14 protein-coding genes are annotated in these 25,066 nt (G+C 37.7%); 5 read left to right on the forward strand and 9 right to left on the reverse strand.

What is annotated here, in order from left to right; all coding sequences use genetic code 11:
* Window positions 1–48 precede the first annotated feature (48 nt).
* The 3 genes from IPM92_10425 to arsM form a co-directional block, all read right to left on the reverse strand.
* Window positions 49–1,314, reverse strand: coding sequence for a hypothetical protein (locus tag IPM92_10425; protein MBK9108756.1), 1,266 nt, complete (start codon window positions 1,312–1,314; stop codon window positions 49–51).
* 66 nt (window positions 1,315–1,380) lie between these two features.
* Complete coding sequence (galK, locus tag IPM92_10430) at window positions 1,381–2,514, reverse strand: galactokinase (GenBank protein MBK9108757.1); 1,134 nt, start codon at window positions 2,512–2,514, stop codon at window positions 1,381–1,383.
* Window positions 2,515–2,855: 341 nt separating this feature from the next.
* The gene (arsM, locus tag IPM92_10435; GenBank protein ID MBK9108758.1) at window positions 2,856–3,827 is read right to left on the reverse strand and encodes an arsenosugar biosynthesis arsenite methyltransferase ArsM; all 972 of its coding nucleotides are present in this window, start codon (window positions 3,825–3,827) and stop codon (window positions 2,856–2,858) included.
* Window positions 3,828–4,363: 536 nt separating this feature from the next.
* On the opposite strand from arsM, the gene IPM92_10440 reads away from it, so the two are divergent.
* Window positions 4,364–5,578, forward strand: a complete 1,215-nt coding sequence (locus tag IPM92_10440; GenBank protein ID MBK9108759.1) for a DEAD/DEAH box helicase — start codon at window positions 4,364–4,366, stop codon at window positions 5,576–5,578.
* 547 nt (window positions 5,579–6,125) lie between these two features.
* On the opposite strand, the gene IPM92_10445 is transcribed toward IPM92_10440, so the two are convergent.
* The 6 genes from IPM92_10445 to IPM92_10470 form a co-directional block, all read right to left on the reverse strand.
* The gene (locus IPM92_10445; GenBank protein MBK9108760.1) at window positions 6,126–6,323 is read right to left on the reverse strand and encodes a DUF2892 domain-containing protein; all 198 of its coding nucleotides are present in this window, start codon (window positions 6,321–6,323) and stop codon (window positions 6,126–6,128) included.
* Between the two features lie 30 nt (window positions 6,324–6,353).
* Window positions 6,354–9,554 (reverse strand): efflux RND transporter permease subunit, encoded by a 3,201-nt coding sequence (locus tag IPM92_10450; GenBank protein MBK9108761.1) that lies wholly within the window; start codon window positions 9,552–9,554, stop codon window positions 6,354–6,356.
* A gap of 28 nt (window positions 9,555–9,582) precedes the next feature.
* The gene (locus IPM92_10455; protein ID MBK9108762.1) at window positions 9,583–10,695 is read right to left on the reverse strand and encodes an efflux RND transporter periplasmic adaptor subunit; all 1,113 of its coding nucleotides are present in this window, start codon (window positions 10,693–10,695) and stop codon (window positions 9,583–9,585) included.
* Between the two features lie 9 nt (window positions 10,696–10,704).
* Window positions 10,705–12,009, reverse strand: a complete 1,305-nt coding sequence (locus IPM92_10460) for a TolC family protein (GenBank protein ID MBK9108763.1) — start codon at window positions 12,007–12,009, stop codon at window positions 10,705–10,707.
* Window positions 12,010–12,365: 356 nt separating this feature from the next.
* On the reverse strand, window positions 12,366–13,442 hold the full coding sequence (locus tag IPM92_10465) for a hypothetical protein (GenBank protein ID MBK9108764.1): 1,077 nt from the start codon (window positions 13,440–13,442) through the stop codon (window positions 12,366–12,368).
* Between the two features lie 10 nt (window positions 13,443–13,452).
* The gene (locus tag IPM92_10470) at window positions 13,453–15,141 is read right to left on the reverse strand and encodes a hypothetical protein (GenBank protein MBK9108765.1); all 1,689 of its coding nucleotides are present in this window, start codon (window positions 15,139–15,141) and stop codon (window positions 13,453–13,455) included.
* A 370-nt stretch (window positions 15,142–15,511) separates the two neighbouring features.
* Here IPM92_10470 and IPM92_10475 point away from each other — a divergent pair, with 370 nt between their 5' ends.
* From IPM92_10475 to IPM92_10490, 4 genes are all read left to right on the forward strand, one after another.
* Window positions 15,512–18,697 (forward strand): CHAT domain-containing protein, encoded by a 3,186-nt coding sequence (locus tag IPM92_10475; GenBank protein ID MBK9108766.1) that lies wholly within the window; start codon window positions 15,512–15,514, stop codon window positions 18,695–18,697.
* 199 nt (window positions 18,698–18,896) lie between these two features.
* Window positions 18,897–19,352: a hypothetical protein gene (locus tag IPM92_10480; protein ID MBK9108767.1), complete on the forward strand. Its 456-nt coding sequence runs from the start codon at window positions 18,897–18,899 to the stop codon at window positions 19,350–19,352.
* A 489-nt stretch (window positions 19,353–19,841) separates the two neighbouring features.
* Complete coding sequence (locus tag IPM92_10485) at window positions 19,842–21,848, forward strand: caspase family protein (protein ID MBK9108768.1); 2,007 nt, start codon at window positions 19,842–19,844, stop codon at window positions 21,846–21,848.
* A gap of 159 nt (window positions 21,849–22,007) precedes the next feature.
* Window positions 22,008–25,064 (forward strand): tetratricopeptide repeat protein, encoded by a 3,057-nt coding sequence (locus IPM92_10490; GenBank protein MBK9108769.1) that lies wholly within the window; start codon window positions 22,008–22,010, stop codon window positions 25,062–25,064.
* Window positions 25,065–25,066: the final 2 nt, after the last annotated feature.

A 25,066-nucleotide genomic window follows, 5' to 3' on the forward strand; every position in this document is an offset into this window, starting at 1 on the left:
TTTTTGCATTCAGCGAATGTATATAAGAGGAGTTTTAAAACTTACACATCAATATGGCAAGGGCTCCGTGTTAGTTCGCATCCATTTTTTCAAAAGTTTATAGACCTGGTCCTTTTCTGATTTCGAAAAATCGCGTAATCGTGTCCGGTGGCCTCCATTATATTTGACTAATTTAAATGCATTTGTTGTCGGGGACGGATGCACTGCACAGGAGGTCCAGGTATCGAGCCCACCATAAATATAAATGATATTTTTACTTTGGTTGGTTGCTTTATCAAGCATTTCTTTCATATAACTGCCATTATAACCAAGATCTGCATCTTTTGGACAAAATTCGAGATTGCTGAAATATTGGTGCAACAAAAGATTACTTAGACCTGTAGTATCAAAGCCGTAATATCCATATTCGGTCATAAACTGAAAATAGGCAGGTAGAAATAAAGCGCAAGTCCTGTCATCATAATAATTGAAATCGACTACTTCTTCAACATGATCAAAAACTTCTTCTACACTTGCTTTTTCGTCGGGTATTTCCTTACATCCAAAACCCCATTGCCAAAAGGAAAAGGGATATTCCAGCGCAGTATAATCGATGACTTTGTCGAGATCTAATTCAAATTTAACCTGGTCCCTTTTTCCTAATTCTGAAAGCATGGGTTTAAGTTGTACTCTATAATTTAAGAGGAGACGCTGAAATGATTTTACTTTTTGTCTGCATTCAGGACTACCTACCCATTTTGTATAATGATCAATCGTCCTTTTGTCTTCCTGTTCAGTCACAAATGGAGCCACATATGCAATAGTTGCATTGACGAGATCCGGGTAAGTCAAACTGTATAGTGCAGCAGTGGTGCCGCCTTTGGAAATGCCGGTAACCAACCAATTCTTCTTATAAATTAGCTGCAGACCTTTTTGTATCTTATAATAATCGTGAAGGGCTTGTTTGTGATTGAGTAATTTCCATGGTATAGATAGAGGTTTGGATGCTCCATAAAATCTATATTCAACCGAAATTTGATTGCCGTCTAGTATCAAACTAGGTTCATAAATGCGGTCATTGATATTATAACCTTCGGTGACCAACACATTTGGTTTTTTAAATCCTCGATGATATAATAATACCTGTTGACGGAAAAATCCTGCATCGGCATTCCAATGATCTTTAGCTTGTTGGATCCATAATTTCCAAACAAATTGAAATGGTTGCTGTTGAGGCATGCTTTCGATCTTTATATCCGGAAAAGCTTTTAGCAATTGTTTATGAAGTTTGATAGAATCTGAATTTTGATTTGCAAAAAGATCAAGAATATTCAAAATTAAATAAACGGGAACTAAAACTAATTTTAAGCAGCGCATGTATAATAAGTGGTTTATAAATAATCAATCAATTCTGCCTAGGCCATTACAGATGTTGGCTTCAAAGCAAAGTGGACGGAACCCAAATCTGTTTTTATAAGCATTTTGTATCCTTCTTTGATAATCGGAAACAAATGTTTCAGGCAATAAATGCAAAGTGCTGCCTCCAAATCCACCTCCCATCATACGGGCCCCGGCAGCGATTTCGCTATGTTTTGCATAATTTATAAGGAAATCAAGTTCTGTGCAACTCACTTTATATTTTTTTCGCAATCCCTCATGACCTTCAAAAAGCAACATTCCTGCTTGAAGAATGTTTTGGTCTTCAATAGCTTTCACCATTTTTAATACGCGGGCATTTTCATCGACAATATATTCTGCAAGTGATCTATCATTCGGTTGAAGTTTTGTCTTTAAATGTATGAATTGTTCACCATCCAATTGTGAAATACTCTTTTTATCTTTAAATAGAGACGCTATGTTTTGATTGATTCGTATGCAAGAAAATGATCTGTTATTATATGCGGTCTCAACCAGGCGATGTTTTACGCGAGTGTCAACAACGAGCCATGAATAAGCCTTTAAATAGGCCGGAATGCAGGTAAAGTTCCAATTGGAGCAATCGATCAATAATGCATGGTCCTTTCGACCGTTGAAAATACAAATTTGGTCCATCATTCCACCATGAAGACCTGAGGCTTTTTCTCCTTCAACTGCAAATTTTGTTAATTCCCGAATATTTAAATTCCACGAGGAAAATTCATCCAACAAAGCAATGAATCCACAGGTGATTGCCGATGAGGAGGACAATCCTGCACCACTTGGTAAATCTCCACCAAAGCCAAGTTTGAAATAGGGCCAGTTAAATCCTCTTTGTTTGAGTAAATCCAAAATCCCCTGAAAATAAACAGCCCAGTTTGGCAAATTAGATGTTTGGCCGGGGTACCAGCTATTTTGTTGATCAAATGAATAAATCAGCGTTTCGTTGGAAGGAATCAAACCGAAATAAATAGATTTGTCTATTGCAGCAGGTAAACACAATCCCTCATTGTAATCTGTATGTTCACCTATGATATTGATTCTGCCGGGAGCCCTATACACCATGATGGGATCCTGATCAAAATGTTTTTTAAATTGAAGTTTGAATGTTGTATGCACGGAATTTTACCTGTAATGGTCTTTAAGAATGGAATCAATAAGTATTTATCGAGGCCGATGTTTATGCAAACATAAGAAGACTTCAAATAAAAGGAGGGCAAGATTGGGGAATATTTTGTTTAGCGAGTTCGGTTAAATATGAAAGAGGTTTGCGCGGAATATTACAAATTTAGAATCCATCAGAGGAACTCAATACATAAATTCAGATTTTATCTTTGAATTTTTTTTTGAAATCTATCCAAATTTTAATGCCCTGTAAACATAGACTTCTTTGTGATGGCATTTATACCAGCTTTGAAATAAAGGATAATTTAAGGAAATGAATCTAAAGCAGGGCGCATTTAACAACAACCTCCGCCATCATAAAAGTAAGTGGATGGCGAAATAAAAATATCATTGCGGTTCAACTTGATCAATGCATCTGCCGTCTTATCGCAAACAGACAAAGGTTGATTTTGAAGTAATACATGACCTTTTTGATCGTCGAATAATTCATCTATTCCAAAGTAAATGGCTGTTTTTCCCGTAAACACGCATGCGCCATCTGGCGGCATTGGATCCTTGATAGCTGCAACTTCTACACTTTCAATATAAATGATTTCTGATGTGGCATAATGTTGCGGTGAAAGAATGCGGTAAGCTCTCTTGGCCCGGACTTCGATGGTACCGAAACCAACTGCGGTAATCATTTGAATGTACTCCTGGAGTGGTATAGCTCCGGTCAGGCATAAGGCTCTGAGTCGTGCATCATTTTTCAATTCTTCAGACATGGCTTGTTCACAGATGGGATCACTCATGATAAGTTTTCCATTTGGTTTGAGAACCCTGTACATTTCCCTTAAAGCCTGTAACAGTTCTTCAACTTTGAAAATATTAAACAGACAATTTTGGGCTGCGATATCAACCGAATGATTCTCTAAAGGTAATGCCAATGCATTCCCTTTTCGGATATCTACAAATTCTTTTTGAAACCAAGGATTTTGATGTTCTGCAAGCTCCAGATTTTCTTGACAAGCATTGATCATATCCTCGACGACATCCACTCCAATGACAGCTGATTTTTTTCTGCTAAAATATGAAAACTGCAATAACTCCATACCGCCACCAATGCCTACATATAATACTGTTGGTTCGTTGGCCAGATCTCTGGGGTGCACAGTTGAACCACAGCCATAATTCATTTCCAACATTTTAGTTGGAATTTTGAGGCCGGGCAATTGCCAAACGGGTGTAGTGGTGCAACACAATCCTATTTGCGGATTGTTGGCTGCCTCAGCATAAACATCGTGGGCGGTTTCTAGATATGAATTCATGTGTTTGGAATATATTCAGGAATTTAAAACAATCTTTTTTCAATCGGGTAGCAAGATAGAATGTTTCATTTCAAAACTTAGATTTGTATGGAACTGTTTCTTATGAATAGCTTATTTGAGGGATTCGGCTGAACGGTACTTCTAACAAAATGCGGAATTTATGAATGAGATTTGTCAAATCATCACTTCTGTTTATTTCCCGCAGATTTTTGCGGAAAATGAATTCTGCGTATTTCTGCGCGATCTGAGGGAAACAAACGGATGCTGAGGTGGGATCAATGTACACTAAGAGTCCAGCCCCATTTCCATCCAATTTCTACTCATTTTGGAATTTATTCATGGTATGTATAAAAAATCAATTATCTTTGCATTTCAATCTGCGTAGTAGAATTTCCAATTGAGCGCATTCCAGAAGAGAATTCATCTTTTTTAAGTTCCACTAATTAAACTTTTATTCACATTCGACAAGCCTGTATTTGGCAATTCAGCAGATTAGTTGCAAATATCCAGGCTGTTATACATTTATATTCTAAAATATGAACCGTACAAGCGTACACCATTCCCCCAAAAAATCAGAATCGCGCTCGCCAAGAGCTCAATTCCGAACCAATCCAACAGGCAAGAAAAAACAAAACCGGTTTAAAACAATAGATCCGGTTCACTTTGCAAAAAAATCAAATCCGGAAGTAGCGAATAGTTACGTAGCCAGTATGATGATTAAAGATATGCCGGTTGATTCCAGTATTATTGAAAATCTATTGCGCAAAAAATATTCGCACCCAACAGAAATTCAGGAAAAAGCTTTTGAAGCCATCTTAAAGGGCTCGGATTTTCTGGGTCTTGCGAAAACAGGAACGGGAAAAACAGCAGCATTCCTCGTTCCATTGGTCCAAAATTTATTAAGCAATAATGCTTCACATCAAATTTTGATCATTACGCCTACACGCGAATTGGCATTACAAATTGAAGAAGAATATAAATCCATAACACTGGGATTAAAACTTTTTTGTCATTGTTTTATTGGCGGAACTCCAGTGGAAGCAGATATTCGAAAATTGCGTCTTCCGGCTCAGGTCATTATTGGTACTCCGGGAAGAATAGCAGATCTGGTCATGCAGCGAAAATTGAATATGCAATTGTTCAGTGTACTTGTACTTGATGAATTTGATCGATTGCTAGATATGGGATTCTCAAGAGATGTAATGGAATTGGTTGGTAAAATGACGCATCGCAAACAAACCATTTTATTTTCTGCTACAGAAGATGCTACACAGCGTAACTTGATGAATAGTTTGTTAAAACACCCTGTTGAAGTCAAACTTTATACAGGACATGCTGCGAGTGACCTTGTTGATCAGGAAATCGTGGCTCTAAAGCCGGGTGAAAACAAAATGGATGTATTGATCAAAATGCTACAGGATAAAGCATTCATTAAAGTAATGGTTTTCGCTGAAACAAAACATTTGGTTAAACGATTGACCGCGAGGCTCAAAATGTCTGGTATTCGGGCGGATGATATTCACGGAAATAAATCACAAAATCAACGTATCCGTACACTTGATGCCTTTAAAATGAAAAAAATTCAAGTGCTCGTTGCAACAGATGTTGCATCCAGAGGACTTGATATCACGGATGTGAGCCATGTAATCAACTTTCAGGAACCTAAAAACCTCGACAGCTATGTTCACCGAATTGGCAGAACAGGTCGTGCCGGTAAAAGCGGTAAAGCGTATACGTTTATTGGAGGGTAGATAAGTTGGCAGTCTTCATGAAGTTTTCAGTCCCGATATGAATGATCTGCTTGTTTGGTATGATCAAAATTATATCCGGATCAGTCAATAGTTGTAATATGGGTTTCAGTTTACAAATCTAACAAATGTTAGTTATGTAAAATATTCATTTCAGTTTGTAGATTGAATATATCATCTATCGGAATGTGCAATGGATATTGATTGAAAGTTAAAAAGTGGGTGATGTCTAGATCATAATTGCGTATGGCAAACGGAGTTTGCCTGTCACCCCAGCGTATCCCGCTTTGAATAACGCTACTGTTACCAAGCGACTTCATGGAAGCGGGAATAGACTACGCATAGCGGGAAATGGTTGTTAGTTGTTGGATGTTAGTAATAAAGGACCATTACATACGTTCGTTAGTAATTTCTAAATACAATTTTGGATCTTCATTGACATGAGAATGAAATCAAATTAACGAAATAATTTTATTAGGACAAAACTCTATAATCCATACTCTTTGCTCCATCATCTATACTCCTCCAATTTTCTAACATCTAAATCCCCCTATTCACATTCCCCTTTTACTTTTAATTTTTTTAAGATATCTTCCAAAAGACACCATTTGGTGAGTGCTGACTGGAATAAATTCAAGCCTACGAATACGGCAAGGAACATCCAGTTTGGATGCAGAAAATGTGCAAGACTTACAGATATTAGTATCAATGCACCTGCAAACAATCGAATAATTTGTGTTCTGTTCATAATTCTTAATTATTTTATTTTAAAATGTTATTACTTGTAATTTCTTTTTTCAACCATATAATAAAGTACGGGAACGACAATGAGGGTAAGCACTGTTGAAGCTATCGTACCGCCAATCAGAGATATTGCCAATCCCTGGAAAATGGGATCGAACAAAATCACTACGGCTCCAATGGCAACCGCACCTGCCGTAAGCAATATCGGCGTTGTGCGCACTGCACCGGCTTCTAGTATAGCTTCCTTTATAGGGATTCCATCCCGCAAACGAATATTCACAAAATCAATAAGTAAAACAGAGTTGCGAACCATTACTCCTGCAAGCGCAATAAAACCAATCATTGAAGTTGCTGTGAAATATGCATCCATCAACCAATGACCTGCTACAATACCAATCAAGCTTAATGGAATCGCGGTCATCATGATTATCGGCACTTTAAAATTTTGGAACCAACCTACAATGAGTAGGTAGATCACGAAAATGACGACTGCAAATGCGATTCCAAGATCCCGAAACACTTCATAGGTGATCTGCCATTCTCCATCCCATTTGATTGTGAAATTACTTTCGTCTTTGGGTTGCTCATTAAAACTTTCCTGTAAGCTATATCCCTTTGGAAGTTCAATTGATTTCAGTTTTTCGGATATATCCAGAATAGCATAGACCGGACTTTCCAATTTACCTGCCATATCTGCAACTACATAGACAACCCGTTTTTGATTTTTGCGGTAGATATTTACATCTTGTTTACTTTGTTTGATGTTGATTAAATCGCCAACCGGCATGACTTGTCCTTGCTGGTTTACAACAGTTATACTTTTTAAATCATCGATGTTTGTTTTTTGAGGGTCATCAATGCGCAGCACAATGCCTACAGCCTGGATGGATTTAGGGTCATACAATGTGGAAATAATAGGAGATCCGAGGGCCATTTGTAGGGTCTGAACAATTTGAGTTGCTGAAACTCCATACTGCATTACTTTTGATTTGTCAATTTCAAAATTGATTTTGGCTTGCGATTCTTCAACATACCAATCTACATCCACCACATCCGGCGTTTCGGCGATCAATTTTTTAGCTTGTTCGGCAATGGCAATTTGTTTTTCATAGTCATCACCATAGATCTCAGCGACAATCGTACTCAGTACGGGCGGCCCCGGTGGTACTTCAACCACTTTTACATTTGCATTGTATTTCTTTGCAATTTGCTGAAGACCGGGTCTGTATTTTTTTGCCAGATCATGACTTTGTTCGTCGCGTTCATTTTTAGGAGTAAGGTTTACCTGAATATCACCAAGATGAGATCCTTTACGGACATCATAATGTCTTACCAATCCATTAAATGTAATCGGCGAAGATGTTCCAACATAAGTTTGATAGGATAAAACTTCGGATTGCCCTGAAAGATATTGTGAGAGTTCCCTTGCCACTACAGCTGTTCTTTCGAGGGTGGTACCTTCAGGCATATCTATGACCACCTGAAATTCGTTCTTGTTATCAAAAGGCAGCATTTTTACTGCAACGCCTTTAAATGCAAAAGCCAACATGGATAATAATAGAATAACTCCGGTAGATATCAGGAATAAATATCTCTTTGATCTTGAATTAAGTAAAGGCAAGAGGAATTTTTGATAAATTTTATAGGTTTTATTATGATGCATTTCGATTTCCTCATCACTTGGTTTTTCCTCATGTTTTGCCTCTTCTTTTAAAAATATATATCCAAGATACGGTGTGATGGTAAGAGCAATGACCAATGAAAATAACATCGCGATGGAGGCTCCTACAGGCATTGGACTCATATATGGTCCCATGAGGCCTGACACAAAAGCCATGGGAAGTATTGCGGCAATCACAGTAAATGTTGCCAGAATCGTTGGATTTCCTACTTCATTGATGGCATAAAGTGCTGCCTGGTGAAAAGGCAGCTTTTTGTTTTTAAAATGTCGGTGCATGTTTTCTGCGATAATGATGCTATCATCGACTACAATACCAACGACGAAAACAAGTGCAAATAAGGTAATTCGATTTAGGGTATAATCCATGAAGTAATAAGCAAAAAGGGTAAGTGCAAAAGTCGTGGGTACCGACAGAAATACCACCAATCCACCTCTCCAGCCCATTGCAAACATGACCAATAATGTAGCTGCAAGGATTGCAATCACTAAATGCATCAGCAACTCAGAAACTTTTTCAGATGCAGATGCTCCGTAATTGCGCGTCTCGGTTACCTGTATGTCGTCCGTAATCAGCGTTTTTTTAAGATCCTGTTGTTTTTCCTGAATTTTTTCGGCAATAGACATTGCATCAGAACCTTTTTTCTTGGAAATCGCAAGGGTAACAGAAGGATACTCCGAATTATACTTTTGTTTTAATGTTGCGTTTGCAGCACCAAAACCAAAACTCACATAATTTTTAGAAGTCTCCGGGCCATCGCTCACTTTGGCTACTTGATGCAAGTAAACAGGTTTATTGGATTTTATTCCAACAATAATATTTTCAACATCTTCAATGCTTGAAAGAAATTGACCCGTCTCAATTGGAATTTCCTGATCATTGCTTACGAGCAATCCGCTTTGCTGTTGAACATTGCTGAGTTTGATTTGCTGAGCCACATTCAGGATATCCAGTCCTTGTGCAGAAAGTTTGTTTTTATCCAGGTGGACGATGAGTTGTCTGTCTCTTCCGCCGATTAATTGGACCTGAGCAACTTCATTTATTTTTTTTATTTCATTGGCCAGTTCTTGTCCAAGCTGTTTAATCTGATAATCATCCTGTGAATCACTCCACATGGTGAGTGACATCATTGGAACATCATCAATAGATCGGGTTTTGATTAATGGGGCACTGACGCCCATAGGCATCTTATCTGCATTTTTGTTGATTTCATCGTAAAGTTTTACGATAGATCTTTCGATGTCTTCACCAACATAGTATTGAACGACTAACATGGCCTGACCATTCATGGATGTGGAATATACATATTCAACACCCTTAATATTGGAGATCATTTTTTCCAAAGGTTGAACCACCCTGGATTCAACTTCTTTAGGATTGGCTCCCGGATAGGAGACAAAAACATCTGCGATCGGAATTTTTATCTGAGGTTCTTCCTCTCTTGGTATCAACATGGTCGAATAAATACCAATAGCTAAAAAAACAAGCATGAGCAGAATCGTGAGTTTAGATTTGATAAATACCTCGGCGATTTGCCCGGAAATCCCTTTATTAATATGATGATTCATGTTTTTAAATTATAATTTATTTCACCTGAATGGGAGCCCCATTGTATAATCGATTGTCAGCTTCTGTGATAAAGGACTCCTCTTTTTTTAATCCGGAAAGAATTTCGATTTGGTCGCCATAATCCTTTCCTAACCTAACCCAACGCAAGATGGCTTTTTGATCGTCAGAGATGGTATAAATTCCATAAAGCTGCCCTTTTTCGATCAAGGCTTTTTTGGGAATAATAATTTCATGATCTGCCATCTGTTTTTTTAGAGACTTGGTCTGGCGTTTTATTATTGCGCTTGCATACATTCCTGCTTTCCAGCCAAAAGAGTTTACTTTTTGAGCATCTGGTTTGATCTCCATCTCATATTGGCTACCACTTAAGTTGGCAGATGGATTGATATGCAGAATTTTACCTGTGCACATTTCTCCATTCTGTTGCAATTGAATACTTACATCCTGATTCTTATTAATATTTTGAATTTCTGATTCCGGAATGAGTACTTTGAGTATAAGCGTATTGCTTGTTTCAATCATCAGCAAAGGCATTCCCGGATTGGCCATTGATCCTGTTTCTGTATAAATTGCAGTTATCGTTCCATCAAATGGACTCTTAACATTAGATTCTCCAATTAATATCTGGATCTGCACTATCGATTGTTTGATTTGTCCGACGCTGCTTATTGCTGCATCCAACTGAAGTTGAGCCTGATCTAACTCAAAATCTGTTGCACTCATTTGTTCATGTAAAGCTTTGAAGCGATTGTAATTTTTTTCTGCATGTGCATAACCGGACTTCGCCTGTGTAAGACTTTCTTCCAATCTAGACTTTTGACTCATCAGATCGGCTGCTTGTATCTGTATCAAGAGTTGACCTTGTTTTACAGTTTGCCCTTCGCGAACCAAAACCCGGCTCACATTGCCCATGACTCGCGAACTGATATTGGAAGATTTATAAGATTCCATCCTTCCATTGACCAGAAGATCTCCTGTTTGATTTATAGAGTCTGTCATAGGTTTTGAAAGTTGAACTTCTATTGCTTCCGCATGAGGCAGCATTTCCTTCTCATCTGTCTTTTTTCCACAAGAAGTGAGCATTACAATACTGATGGAGCTTAAACCGAGAATAGATTTTATTTTCATATCGTTATTTTATTTTTTAACTGAAGCATTTAAAAATTCGAGTTGATGTATTGACTTATTGTGCCTGGAAATATTTTCCAGGACTTTTAGGTTTTTCTCCATAAGGGATGTTTCGGCATTGAGTACATCTGATGTTTTTTCAAGTCCCTGCTTAAACCGATCGGTGATGATTCTTTTGTTTTCTTCTGCGAGTAGTACACTATTTTGGGACCAGTGGAGATCCTCTTTGGAATTCAGCCAATCAGACTGAACCTTTATAATTTCAAGGCGCGCCTGATCAAAAACCTGATCCATTTCAAGCTTTGCTTTTTCGATTTCAATTTTTTGTTTTTGGGTTTCAAAAGATCGACCATTGCCATTGAATACATTCCATTGAAGTTGAATTCCTGCAAGGAAGGCATGTTGATTGAATCCAATTACATTTTTGTCGTAAAAATTGAACTCACCAAATACATTGAGTTTTGGAATAAATCCATGCTGTACGGATTTTCTATTGTAAGTTCTTGATTCAATAACAGATTGCAAAGCTTTAAAATCTGCACGTTCCGATAAATTCATTTCAAGAGCTGAAAGGGTATCCAAACTTAGAATAGATGTAGCTTGATATTTGGTTGTTAAAGGATCCCCAATGAACAGAGCGATGTAGTTGCTTAAATTTTCTATGGAGTGGTGGAGTTTGTTGACCTGAATTTTGATATTTGAAAGTTCCAATTGAATGCTCAGTAGTTCAGATTTTTTAGCCATTCCCTGTACTATAAAATTCTGAATTACCCGTTCATTTTCAGCAAGAGCCAGCAATGCTTTTTCACTAACTTCCAATGCAGCATATAAATACTGGAGATCTGTATAAGCATTTTTAATTTCAAGTTGAATTTTATCTTCAGCGCGTGTTTGTTGATAGTATGTTGTCTGCAATCTGGCTTGCATTGCCTTTTTAAGAGACCATTGATCATAGTTAAACATGGATTGCTGCAAACTCAATTTCGTTTGACCGTGGTAGTTAACTTCCGGGTTATTCAATAGATCAGGAGCAAAATCTGTAGTCTGAATAGCTGCTTGTTGAAGTTTAAAGCCAAATGCATTTAACGGATCGTTTGTGGCCATGTATTGATGAGTCAGCTGGATTTGAGGTAAATAGGCAGACTTTAGTTTTTGAATGTCAGCTTTTGCCAAATCGCTTTCCAGCATCATAATCTGCAGTTGTTTATGATGCAATTTGGCTTTTTGGATCGCTTCTTGTAAATGTAAAAATTGCTGACTGTATGCCGATAAATGAGTTGCAAATATCAGAAAGAGAGAAATGTAGCGAAGCATTTGTTGTATTTTGATGCAAAGGTATTTCCGCAAATCCTGAAAGATTGTGACATTGGTTACACTTCTAAATTCCGCTTTACAGAACTTGTGAAAAGACATTTTGTGTCGATGCCATCGAACGCCAGGAGTTGGAGAATAATATTCCTATTTGCCCAAAAAGCTTAAGTGCAATTTTAATAGACAGTTTAGAAAGGAATCTGAGAAATTCACAAATACTGACAATAAGACCTTTAAAAGAGTCCAATTTTAATTATAATAAATAGCTGATGGGAATTTAACAATAAAAAACCCGGCAATTCGATTTTACTGAATTGCCGGGTTGGAAGTTTATTGTTCTAATGGATAAAATTCAATATTTAAAACTTTAATCCATTCATGACATTTTGTGAAGCCTCGATCCAATTCAACCTCATGAGAAATGCGGAATATTGCATTCTCACCATATCGTTCTTTGGATCTTCTTCTAATGCAGCTTCATATCTCTCTAAGGCTGCATTGTAGAATTCTTCGAGTTCCAATGCTGCTGCTTGCATCAGACTTTTAAGAACCGGGTCACTGGATGCACCTAATTTTGTTTTAGAGGATTTGTTTTGGGCTGCAGCTTCATCTTTTTTGGAAGAAATCATGAATTTTATTTTCTTGATGTCTTCTGAGGATTCGAGATCTTCAGGCATGACATGCCAAGAATAAGTTTCGCCGACATTGAGTTCTAATGCAATCAAGTCAACTTCAATGCTGGTCTTTTTAGAAGTCTCCGAATGTATGACTTCGTTTTGACTATTTAGAATTTCAAGTCTGTACACTTTAATTTCTTTGGGTCCGGTCCATCGGAAAGTAACCAGGTTGGCGACCTGATAACCATAAGGCATTCGAGGTTGAATAGATTTAAGTTCTTCCCCCCATCCATCGCCTGAAGTTTTTGGATTGGTGATTCCGCCCCAACCGTCGCCAGAGGTTTTAGGTTGTGTGATACCTCCCCAACCATCACCAGCTTCTTTAGGTGGAGTGATGCCACCCCAACCATCACCTGAAGTTTTCGGATTGGTAATACCACCCCAACCGTCGCGTTCCTGAACTATGGTTTTAAATTCGACAGCTGCTTTTACAAATTTGCTGTATTCCCCATCAAAGCTAATGGCCGTGTTGGGTTTGATCAGACCAATAGCTCGGCTGATACTTTTTCTGCCTTTTCCCGTAACGTTGAAAAATTTATCATTGTACAGGCAAGTCACTTTATCTCCTTCTTCCAGTATTATAAAGCCATCTGTGGTAATGACTGCACCTGGATTCAGGTTTATTGGTTTTTTGTAGTTAGAAGATTCATATTTTACTTTTCCCTGGACCGCCACTACCACAATGGAAGAGGACGGTGCTTGTGAACCAATGGAAAAGCTCCATAAGAATAAAAGGAATAAATTGAAATACGTTTTCATAAGCATGATTTTATTGAATAACTTGTTTAAATAGAATGTATTTTAATTTTTGAATTCTTGAATTGAATTCGATGATGATCCCGGATGATAAAGCGCTATCCTGTTTATCGTGATAAACTAACAAACGACCGTTAGGCGTTTCCACAAGATGGTGTGGTTGTCCATATTTTTCCAGGATCGCTGGCATCAGGTCATTTTTGGAAGCAAAAGAATTTTGAATCGGTAGAGAAGAGACCGTATCTATTTGAAAAATTAAATAAACATTTCCCATCTCAACGATTTTTAAATTCTTGCTTTCTTTGGTGAGTCCGTTTTTATGCAGTTTTAAGTTTTTGTCAATATCCTGGCTGATCAGGGTATCTACAGGAAGACTTTCACCAAGGATCAGCGCATTTTCTATTTTCTTAAGGTTTGGATTTTTTGAGAAGATCTGATTTTTTTTGTTAAATCTCGTCTGGGTATTTATCGGGCTGTTTAATATTTCAAGATTTTGCAAAGCCCCGGTATGGCCTTTTTCAGACAATTCTTCCATTGCAATACGGGCTTTTTCAATATTGCCATCTATAGCATCCAGGGTGGCTAGTAATAATCGGATGTCTTCTTTTGTTTTGGTAAATTTTGTTTCAGATGTTCTTTGAAGTGCCTCTTTTCCGGCATAGAACCGAGCGCTTTCATGATCTTTGAGCAGTGCAAATGCAATGGCTTTGTTGAAATAAGCCGGTGCATAATCAGGATCCAAACTGATCGCTGCATCAAAATGTAATATGGATTGTTTTAAATATTTGATACGCATGGAATCTGCTGTTTCACCTCTGGTTTGTACAGAAGATTCCAAGTCTAATTCTGGGAAAAATTTAAATTTTAATTCTGAAGGGGTGAAAAACTTACGTGCATACATGAGTGCTGTTACACCCATATTGTTATATAATTCCCGGCTCGAATATTGTTGCAGCACATAATTATAAAATTGCAGTGCCTGTTGAAAAAATCCCGTTGCATGTAATAAATTGGCCGTTTCAAATACATCGACCAGATGGTCTAGTTTTTCTACAGACCGTTGACTTAGAATTTTTCGGTCTTGCAAACTTGGATAACCATTTATGGTGTCGGGTAATTTATATGCTTTATAAAGTTGATGTATGAGGTTTGAAGCCTGATCAAACAATCCAAAGCCTGCTGAATAGGCCAAAAAACCTCCGATGTAATCAGCTTCGGTTTCATGTACGACATCATCACTCAGATCAGCCAGTTCCTTGCCGATGGGAAGATCCCGATAGTCGTAAATAAATTCACGTCTCCAGGAATGTTTTTCATAATAATGTGTGAGTTCATGTCCGAGTAGAAATGCAATGGCAGCATCTTTATGTTCTCCGAAACTCTCGCAAACTTTGTAAGCTTTGGTTTCAAGGATTACTTCCGGTACACTATAGTTGATAAAGGCAACATTTCTGTCTTCGTTGCGCATTGTAAATCTGGGAACAGGTAACCTAAAATCTCCGCGTGCCTGCACCAGTCGGTTGAAAATTTGAAGTGCAGCAAAATATTCCGGTGAATTCGTGTTTTCAGAAGTACGCGAAATACTGGCTTTGTTGTTTTGTACCAGGGGCAAGGTACCCATACTACGGTCTTGACCAAAAGCAAACTGTAAGCATCCAATCAGCAATGTCAAAAGATAAGTCAACAAAAAATTTAACTTCATAAAAGCAAGATTTGCGGAAGAATTACCGCCATTGAATACCTGATTGTTAATAAAATGAACCCCGACCATGAAATGAGGTGCCAAATTAACGAATTCGTTATCATTTTTTAGATAATATCGTTTAAATTTAATGATAACTACCTGATTATCACTTTGCTTAATGTCAAACTTCGAATAAAAGCTGCTCCGCAGCGGATCCAAAAACTGCAAACCAATACATCCTGGATTGAGGCTTGGCCTATATGAAATCACATTCCCGTTTGCGAATTGATAAAATTGGGAATTCATTATAGAATTGTATCATTGCAATCTGATTTAGCGAACGACCCTATAAAATACACAGCTTAATAAAATAATATAAACATCTAATATGAAAATGAATATTACATTTTTTAAATGTATTCAAACGATATGCATTGTATTCATTTCTGTGGGATTATATTCCCAGAATTCAGATACAATTTTAGCAAAATCAAATATTGACAGTCTGATAAAATGGAGCAGGAAATTGATCAATAGCCAGGATTTCGAAAAATCCTTAAATTTATTAGACTCAGCTGCATTTATTGCAAATAGAATTTTGGGAAAAGATCATATTTATGAAGGAAAATCCTACTTTAATAAAGGGTATGTATTTTTCATTATGGGAAAATATGATGAAGCTGAGAAACTTTATTTTCGGGCGAAAGAAATCCAGGAAAATTATTTGGGCAAAATAAACGGAGTTTATGCCAATACCATCAATAATATCGGCATCGTATATTATTATAAGCAAGATTTTGATGCAGCTGAAAAGTATTATACAGAAGCAAAGGACATTCGTGCAAAATTCTATGGGACTCAAAGTAAAGAATACTCCGGATCCTTAAATAACCTTGCACTTTTATACAGGACCAAAGATGACCATGAAAAATCATTGGAAATGTTCCTTGAAGCAAAAGGTATTTGGTCAACTGTTGAGAATAAATTAGATCCAGGCTATGCTCATATCTTAAATAATATTGGTTTAAGTTATGCATACCTGGGTGCATATGAAAAAGCAGAACCCCTGTTTCTTGAAGCTAAGAAAATTTGGGAAATAACCGTTGGTAAATTACATCCTGATTATGCACTATCCTTGAGTTGCATTTCATTTTTATATTTGACAAAAAGTGAATTTGAAAAGGCGGAACCTTTATACATTGAAGTGATCCATATCAAAGAGAAGGTATATGGAAAGGACCACGAAGAATATGCCTCTGCCGTCAATAATCTCGGAGTATTGTATACTAAAAAAGGAGATTTTAAGAGAGGAGAACGATTGTGTTTAGAAGCTAAAGACATTCGCGAGAAATCATTTGGGAAAGAAAACAATGACTATGCAGAATCACTTATCAATCTGGCAAACCTTTATAAACTTACTAATAAATTCGACCTCGTTGAACCTATGCTTGTCGAAGCAAGGGCTATCTGGGCTAAAATATTAGGAAAAGAACATTCTCAATATGGGATTGCAACCATGAATCTTGCAAATCATTTTTTTGATATCAAAAATTTTCAAAAGGCTGAACCTCTTTATTTAGAGGCGTTGGAACTGAGAGCTAAAGTATTTGGCAAACAGCACGAATCGTATGCGGACGTGCTTTATAATTTTGCAAATATGTATTTAGAGACTGGCGATTTGCAACAAGCTGAAAAACTAACATTGGAAGCACGTGAAATTTATTTAAAGTCATTTGGAAAAGAGAATGCGAATTATATAAATTCCTTGAATCATTTGGTTTCTATCTATCAGCATACAGACAGATTGGAAAAATGTGCGAGCCTAATTTTCGAAATGGATGAACTGATTCGAAACTTGGTTGAAAAAGCAGCATCATATTCATCTGAAAGTCAAATGTTAGCATATCTGCCAACGTTCAAAAATCCTGTTTCCAAGATTCTTACTTTCATTCACCAGCATCCGTCGCATGAGTTGATTCAATTGGCTTACAATAATGCGCTATTTTACAATGGTTATCTCATGGAAAACGCTCAAAGGATTTCAAATTTAGCAACAAGTTCGGATAGCATTTTTCAGAAGAACTTTACAGATTGGAGGGGAAAACTTAGGCAATTAAGTATTGAATATACAAAACCCATAGCGCAAAGGAAAAGAATTCTTGAGTTGGAACAAGAAGCTGAGGCTTTGGAAAAAACATTAATTAAAAGTTCACCCGAATTTGGTGAAACGCGCAAGCTTACTGATTGGAAAGAGGTGTTAGTTCAATTGCCAAATGCAAGCGCCGCCATTGAATTCATACATTTTGAATCATATGGAAATAAAGATAGTGTTATTTATGCGGCATTGATATTGAAAAAAGGAGATCCATATCCTCGTATGATTCCACTTTTTTCAGGTTCTGAATTGCACAAATCTTTAATTTCAGAAGATGAAATAAAGAATCAGTACGGTTTGAGCCTATCTTATAATCGAGGTGTGACACCAACGAAAAATAGAACTTTTGACCATACATATCATTTAATTTGGAAACCTATCGAGAAAAATTTGAATGGAATTCATAAAGTATTTTATGCAACGAGTGGGCTCTTACATCAGATTAATTTAGATGCTATAAAAGTGGATGAAAAAACGATACTTGCAGATGATTTTCAATTGGTTCGTCTAGGGAGTACCCGTTCATTGGTTCAAAATAGAAAAGCGGATTTTATTAAAAATAAGGAAGTTGTTTTATATGGTGGAATAAATTACAATTTGGAGCCAATCGATCAAAACAAAAGGCTTACTGAGGAAATTAATTTCACGCAAGTAGAAAATAAACTCAATTCTACAAATTCAGGTCTAAACGCAGATGCATTCAAACAGTTATGGAATTACTTGCCTGGGACGGAAAAGGAAACGAAAGATATTATGAAGTTAATGGAACACACAGATTTCAAGGTGAAATATTTTTCAAATTTTGCAGCCACTGAAGAATCTTTTAAACAAATTGGAAAAAATAAGGCATCACCGCAAATTTTACATGTGGCAACTCATGGTTTTTTCTTCTCTGAGGCTGATAAAGTTCTGGATGAAAATAGGATGCTTGAGTCAGCTGTAGATTCGATGGGTAGAATCTATAAAAGTTCAGAGTTGCCCATGATGCGATCAGGACTTTTGCTTTCAGCAGCGAATTATGCTTGGAAAGAAAACAGACCTTATTCTGAAGGAATGGAAGATGGAATATTAACCGCTTATGAAATCAGTCAAATGAATTTGTCAAATACGGAATTAGTGGTTTTATCAGCTTGTGAAACTGGATTGGGAGACATTCAGGGTAATGAAGGAGTTTATGGTTTGCAAAGGGCCTTCAAAATTGCAGGAGCCAAGTATATCATGATGAGTTTATGGCAGATTCCGGATGAGGAGACCAAAGAATTTATGGTTCGCTTTTATGCGAATTTATTGAGTTCAAAGAGTCTCGCTGGAAGTGGCAACAAAATGAGTATTCCGGAGGCTTTTCGGGCAGCACAAAAGGAGTTGCGAGAATTAGGCTTCAATCCATACCAATGGGCTGGTTTTATTTTGGTCGAATAGGATCAAAGAGATTTGAAGCATTATAAGAATTTTCACTGAGATTCTCAAGTTTCTAAGGATTAATAAATACTCCAAGCTCTTTTCTCATGGAAACTAAATTTTGAAATGAGGATTTTAGGAATTAATCTATCTTTGGTGATAACGCCGGCAATTTGCGGGCACTTATACATATTCATCATTATTCAAAATCAAATTATTTATGAAGAGTTTTCTATTATTTTGTGCAATTATTTTATCTAGTGCGGTTATGTCCCAATCCAATCTGGGTGGAATATCTCAACCAAAAGGATCCGGTGATGGTCTCAATCCGGGCACTCAAAAGAACCAGAAAGTCAACACACAGACCAACACAACTGGAACAGCCGCGAGGAAATGTTGTGCCAAAATTTATGTGAGCACGCCGGCAGCTAAAAAAGGAGGCAAGACAACCAATCGACTCTTATCCGGCAATCCATTTAAGGGGAAAGAAAGGGGTATAGACCTGAGTTTTGATTTCCTGGACCCTAACGGAACTGCAGTGGATGGCCTGGATCATGCGATCACCACAGACGGCTCCGGAAACGTTTATGTGGATGCAGCAAAACTTCCTGCCGGGAAAAAGATACGCCTACGGGCTAAGGCAGGTAAATCCTCAGAAACCTATGCTTTGAATTGATTCGCATCTATACGACCAAATTACAAAGGAGGTATATACTATGAATATATCTCCTTTTTTATTGGGCTGAACATGGTTCTGGCTATCCCTAATTTATTTAGCAAAGCAACTTATCGCTTGTAAAATGAGTATTTTTAGGCATATGATCAAAAAGTATGCGTCTTATGTTTGATTTTAAGTTACAATTATGATAACTTTTTCTATATTTGATCAACTACTTATGGGTTAAGTAGACAGCCTTTAATGTCTAGGCAAAGAAAGGCACTTTTATATAGCGGGGAAAATCTAAATTTTTAAAAATTTGATGGATAGCTAACAGGTGTTAGTTGATGATTGTTAGTAAATGGTTGTCCTGACATGAAGAGCTCTCTATTTAATAAATCTAACTGATGTCGGGAGTTGAAGGTTACTTAAAAAGGGATTAAAAATAACATTTGTTAGTCGATGCTTTTTATCTGATATTATGAACTTTGGAAAAACGAGAAATTGATGAAAAGAGGATTCTATATTTTATTCACGTGGATTTTTATAATTTCAAATATTATAAGCCAGTCCAAAGGCGCCTCACCCCAACCCTCTCGGCACAGTGAAGAGGGCCAGGGTGAGGTGTATGCGGTAGTTGTTGGAATTAGCGACTACCAGGATAAAGAAATCCCAGACCTTCGCTTCGCCCATAAAGACGCTGAAGCATTTGCAAACTACCTTCGTTCCTCAGCAGGCGGGTCCTTAGACCACGATCATTTGAAAGTTTTAATGAATGAGCAGGCAACAGCAGCGCAGTTTGCAATTGCCCTGGATTGGTTATGGGAGGTGGTTAAAGAAGGTGATCAGGTCATCATCTACTTTTCAGGTCATGGAGATGTGGAGAAAAAGAGCCTGACCCAACCGGGATATTTACTTTGCTGGGATGCACCATCGCGTGTTTATCTTGCGGGTGGCGCATTGGCCCTTCCCATGTTTCAAGATGTGATTTCCACACTATCTGTTCAGAATAAAGCTAAAGTAGTTGTCATCACAGATGCCTGCCGATCTGGAAAATTAGCTGGAAGCAGTGTTGGAGGATCACAGATCACAGGAGCCAATCTTGCAAAGCAATATGCGAATGAAATTAAAATACTTTCATGCCAGCCAAATGAATATTCTATCGAAGGAGAACAATGGGGGGGTGGACGCGGAGCATTTAGTTACCACTTGATAGATGCCTTGTATGGGATGGCGGATTTAAATACCGATCTGATCGTAAGCTTACAAGAAGCTGGACGATATCTAGAGGATCACGTGAGTGCGGAGGTTGCGCCGGTTAGTCAGGTGCCAATGATCATCGGAAACAGAACGGATCCAATCGCTCATGTAGATGTTAACATGTTGGCTTCAATGAAAACAGGTAAATTGAGCCAAATGAGTTTTCTTTCATCAATTGATGCAAGAGGAATTGAAGAAGAAGTATTGGTCCAGGTAGATACATCCATAAAACGGAATTATCGATTGTTTAAGCAAGCATTAAACGAAAAAGTATTTTTAGTACCTGACAATGCATGTGCAGATTTTTATTATGAACAATTGATGAAGGAGCCAAAATTGAGCCGATTACATTCAACTTTGAAAAGAAATTATGCTGCTGCATTACAGGATGATGCACAACAAGCCATCAACCGATATATGAAAGCGGATGTTAGTGAACTTAGTCTCTCACAAAAATCAAAGGTCGTCCGCTATAGCGATTTCCCGCGTCAGTTAGCCCGCGCAGCAAATTTATTGGGACAAAATCATTATTTATATCGTACGCTCCAGGCTCGAAGTGCTTATTTTGAAGGCTTTCCTTTAATACATGGTGGAGAGTTTACCCAGGATATGATTAAAAGGGCAGCTTTAAAATTTCAGGAATCCATCCATTGGGATCCAAATATGCCACTGGCACTTTTAGGATTGGCATGGATACATGGCTTTGGATGGGCGCAAGCTGATTCAGCAGAATATTATACGCATAAAGCCACCATAAATTCTCCAAGCTGGATACTGCCTTTTGTTCGGCTATCAGAGATCTATTCGACGATGTTATTTGATTTTGTCAAGTCAAAAGAATACCTGGATCGTGCAGCACAAATTGATTCTAGCTCACCACTCTATTGGGAAGCAGAAGGCAGTTTTTATTTTGAACAACATCGCTACAGTGAAGCAGAACTTATTTTTAAAAAAATAATAGAAAATGCTTCTTCTTCAATTTGTATGCCTTGTGCTCAAAACTCTTTGGTGAAAATTTATATAAATACCGATCGATTGCCAGAGGCTATGGAATTGGCTAAAAAATTAATAATTTCCGATTCTTCAAATTCAACTTCACACAATACCCTTGGAATAGTTTTGACTAAAATGGGAAAATACAAAGATGCAGAAAACGAATTCAGAATTGCTGTGCAACTTTCTGCTAACCAAACAAATCCTGAAATGGCAATTTACTATTGGAAGGCTTATATCTTTCTTGAACAAAAGATATAACTAAAGCATTTGAAGCATTTGAAAAAGCTTTAAAGCTTGGGTATGATGATTACAGTTGGATGCAGGTGGATCCGGAATTTAGCTTGCTCCGACAAAATAGTACGGAGTGGAATGCATTGATGCAAAAATATTTCCCAGATAAAATGAAATAAAATTTAAATGAAATTATACTTAATCCTAATATCAGTACTTGTAAGCCTTAGTTTGAATTCCCAATCCAAAGGAATAAAAGAACTGCCAACTGCAAACTCAAAACTGCCTACTTCTTCCACCTATGCAGTCGTCATCGGCATCTCCGACTACCAGGATCCCGGCATCCCCGATCTTCGTTTTGCAGATAAAGACGCGGAAGCATTCGCGAATTTTCTCAGATCAAGTGCAGGAGGTAAACTTGACAATGACCATTTAAAACTGCTGATCAATTCAGAAGCCACGATGGCCCAATTTGCGAATGCATTGGACTGGTTGTGGGAAGTTTGCAAGGAAGGAGATCAGGCAATTATTTATTTTTCAGGACATGGCGACGTGGAGAAAAAGAGTTTGACGCAACCGGGGTTCTTGCTTTGTTGGGATGCTCCGGCGAGGGTGTATATGGCTGGTGGTGCATTTGCATTACCGATGTTGCAGGAAGTGGTTTCAACTTTATCCATACAGAACAAAGCCAAAGTCATCGTCATTACAGATGCGTGTCGTTCAGGTACCTTGGCCGGAAGTTCCGTAGGTGGATCACAGGCTACAGCTGCCAACCTCGCTAAACAATTTGGAAATGAGATCAAGATCATGTCTTGTCAGCCGAATGAATACAGTATCGAGGGCGAACAATGGGGCGGCGGTCGCGGTGCATTTTCCTATCATCTTCTCGATGCTCTTTACGGGATGGCCGATATCAACAATGATTTATGGGTTACTTTGCAGGAAATCGGAAGATATCTGGAAGATCACGTAACCAATGAGGTCGCACCGGTAAGTCAGGTGCCGATGACGGTTGGTAACCGCAATGAGCGATTGACAAGTATAGATGAACAGTTGTTAGCCTCTCTTAAATCAGGCAAGTCCCATCAAACAAAGATGTTGTCGGCAGTGGAATCGAAGGGCATTGAAGAGGACGTACTTTCCAAATTGGATACGAATACAAAATTGACTTATCAACTTTTCAAAAAGGCATTAAAGAACAAAACCTTTTTAGAACCAATCGATTCTTGTGCAAATAGCTATTATGAACAATTGATCAAAGAACCTCAATTGGAACGTTTGCATTCAACAATGAAGCGCAATTATGCGGCTGCATTGCAGGATGATGCACAACAAGTGATCAACATTTGGCTCAAAGCAGATGTAAAAGAACTGAATTGCATAGGAAAAAGCATCCCACTGGGTCCCATCCCCGATAACTTAAAAAAAGCTGCTGAGCTTTTGGGAACCCAACATTATATGCATTCTTATTTGACAGCCAGGCATTTATTATTCGAAGGCATTACTCAAATGAAGCACAGCAATCCTGATGTCTTGATGGGAAACCGTATTTTAGAAAAATATAAACAGGCTCTGGTACTTGAGCCCAATTCTCCGGTGTTGTGGCATCAAATGAGCAGGGTTTATATCAATAATTTAAGAAATCTTGATTCTGCTTATTTATGTGCAAATAATGCGATAAGCCTTTCTCCGCAATGGGTTCTGCCCTTAACAGATTTGTACAATGCAATGGTTCAAATAGATAAGTTGGATTTTGCAGAAAAGGTGCTTAAACAGGCAGAATCCATTCAGCCTGAACATCCCTATGTCATTCAAGCGAATGCTTCTCTTAGAATTCATAAAGGTGATATCGAAGGATCTATTTCAGCTTTCAAGGCTTACCTGGAAGCAAAAGGACCCTTATATCCTTGTTGGTTTAGTGATTTCGGCTTCAGTTTAGCTCAAGCTGGAAGGTTTGAAGAGGCTGAAGCAGCATACCAAAAGGCACTTGAATTAGATTCCACAAATTCCACTATAATGAACAATTTGGCATCATTATATAGGCTCTTAAAAAGGCAGAAAGATGCAGAAAAATGGTTGCTGAAATCCATGGAATTTGATTCCACTGCCATATTTACCTCACATAATCTGGGTACTTATTATCTGGAAATGAATGAAATCCAAAAGGCAGAACATTACTTTAAAAAAACGCTGGCATTGGATTCAAATTACATTTCCAGTCTTATTGCTTTAGGCGAAATATATTGCCGTTATTTCCTGCCATCTAAAATAAATGAAGCTGAGTTATTATATTCCAGAGCCCTTTCATTGGATTCTGCCTCACCTCTGGTCCTGAATAGTTTAGGTATATTTTATTTTATTACCAACAGACCACTAGCCGGAATAGAAGCCCTAAAGAAAAGTCTCAACATCCAACCAGATAACCTCAATGTTGTCCGCAATCTGGCAGCTTTTTACAGCCAAATGGGAGAAGATTCTTTAGCGATAGATCTTGTGAATAACTTTTTAAAACAGAATACCAACCCGGAGGCTGAAAATACTTTACTCGGCTTTTTAGGATTTATTTATATAAGAAAGTTAAATTTTAAAAAAGGAGCAGAAGTGTTTGAAAAGTTAGTAGCCCTTGATTCCACCCATATTTCCAACTCCAACAATCTTGCTTATGCTTACCTTAATTTGGGTAGATATAATGAGTCTGAAATAATTTTCAAAAGAATTCTCTCCAGAGATTCCTTCCACTTTCCTTCCTGGGGAAATCTGGGAGAGATCTATTTAAAAGCCGGTCGTTATGAGGAAGCCGAGAAATTCCTGGAAAAATCCATGTCCTTAAATCAAGCCTGGGTTTATTCCTGGACCAATTTTGGGGCATTGTATTTAAAAACCCATAAATACATAAAGGCAGAAGAATATCTTAAGAAAGCCTTACAAGTTGATTCAACGTTTTCTGAACCCATGATCTATCTTGGCCATGTTTACTTAGAAACAAATCGTCAGGATGAAGCTCGGAATAGCTTTAGCAATGCGATTCGGGTCAACCCTTCTGCAACGAATGCATATTTGGGACTGGCAAGTCTTCTGGCCAAGGAGGGAAAACCCAAAGAAGCTATGAAACATGTTGTACAAGCCATTGAAATAAATGCCACATATGAAGCATTGATAGAAAATAAAGACCTGGAGTTGTTAAAGGGTTCAGATGATTGGAATAGGGTGATGCAAAAACACTTTCCCGAAAAAATGAAATAAGT

It is taken from the genome of Saprospiraceae bacterium, from assembly GCA_016719615.1.
Taxonomy (GTDB): domain Bacteria; phylum Bacteroidota; class Bacteroidia; order Chitinophagales; family Saprospiraceae; genus Vicinibacter.

Excerpts from the sequence above, each read along its gene's own strand:
- arsM (MBK9108758.1), bottom strand. The coding sequence starts at position 3,827 with ATGAATTCATATCTAGAAACCGCCCACGATGTTTATGCTGAGGCAGCC.
- IPM92_10440 (MBK9108759.1), top strand. The coding sequence starts at position 4,364 with ATGAACCGTACAAGCGTACACCATTCCCCCAAAAAATCAGAATCGCGC.
- IPM92_10445 (MBK9108760.1), bottom strand. The coding sequence starts at position 6,323 with ATGAACAGAACACAAATTATTCGATTGTTTGCAGGTGCATTGATACTA.
- IPM92_10455 (MBK9108762.1), bottom strand. The coding sequence starts at position 10,695 with ATGAAAATAAAATCTATTCTCGGTTTAAGCTCCATCAGTATTGTAATG.
- IPM92_10460 (MBK9108763.1), bottom strand. The coding sequence starts at position 12,009 with ATGCTTCGCTACATTTCTCTCTTTCTGATATTTGCAACTCATTTATCG.
- IPM92_10465 (MBK9108764.1), bottom strand. The coding sequence starts at position 13,442 with ATGAAAACGTATTTCAATTTATTCCTTTTATTCTTATGGAGCTTTTCC.
- IPM92_10470 (MBK9108765.1), bottom strand. The coding sequence starts at position 15,141 with ATGAAGTTAAATTTTTTGTTGACTTATCTTTTGACATTGCTGATTGGA.
- IPM92_10475 (MBK9108766.1), top strand. The coding sequence starts at position 15,512 with ATGAAAATGAATATTACATTTTTTAAATGTATTCAAACGATATGCATT.
- IPM92_10480 (MBK9108767.1), top strand. The coding sequence starts at position 18,897 with ATGAAGAGTTTTCTATTATTTTGTGCAATTATTTTATCTAGTGCGGTT.
- IPM92_10485 (MBK9108768.1), top strand. The coding sequence starts at position 19,842 with ATGAAAAGAGGATTCTATATTTTATTCACGTGGATTTTTATAATTTCA.
- IPM92_10490 (MBK9108769.1), top strand. The coding sequence starts at position 22,008 with ATGAAATTATACTTAATCCTAATATCAGTACTTGTAAGCCTTAGTTTG.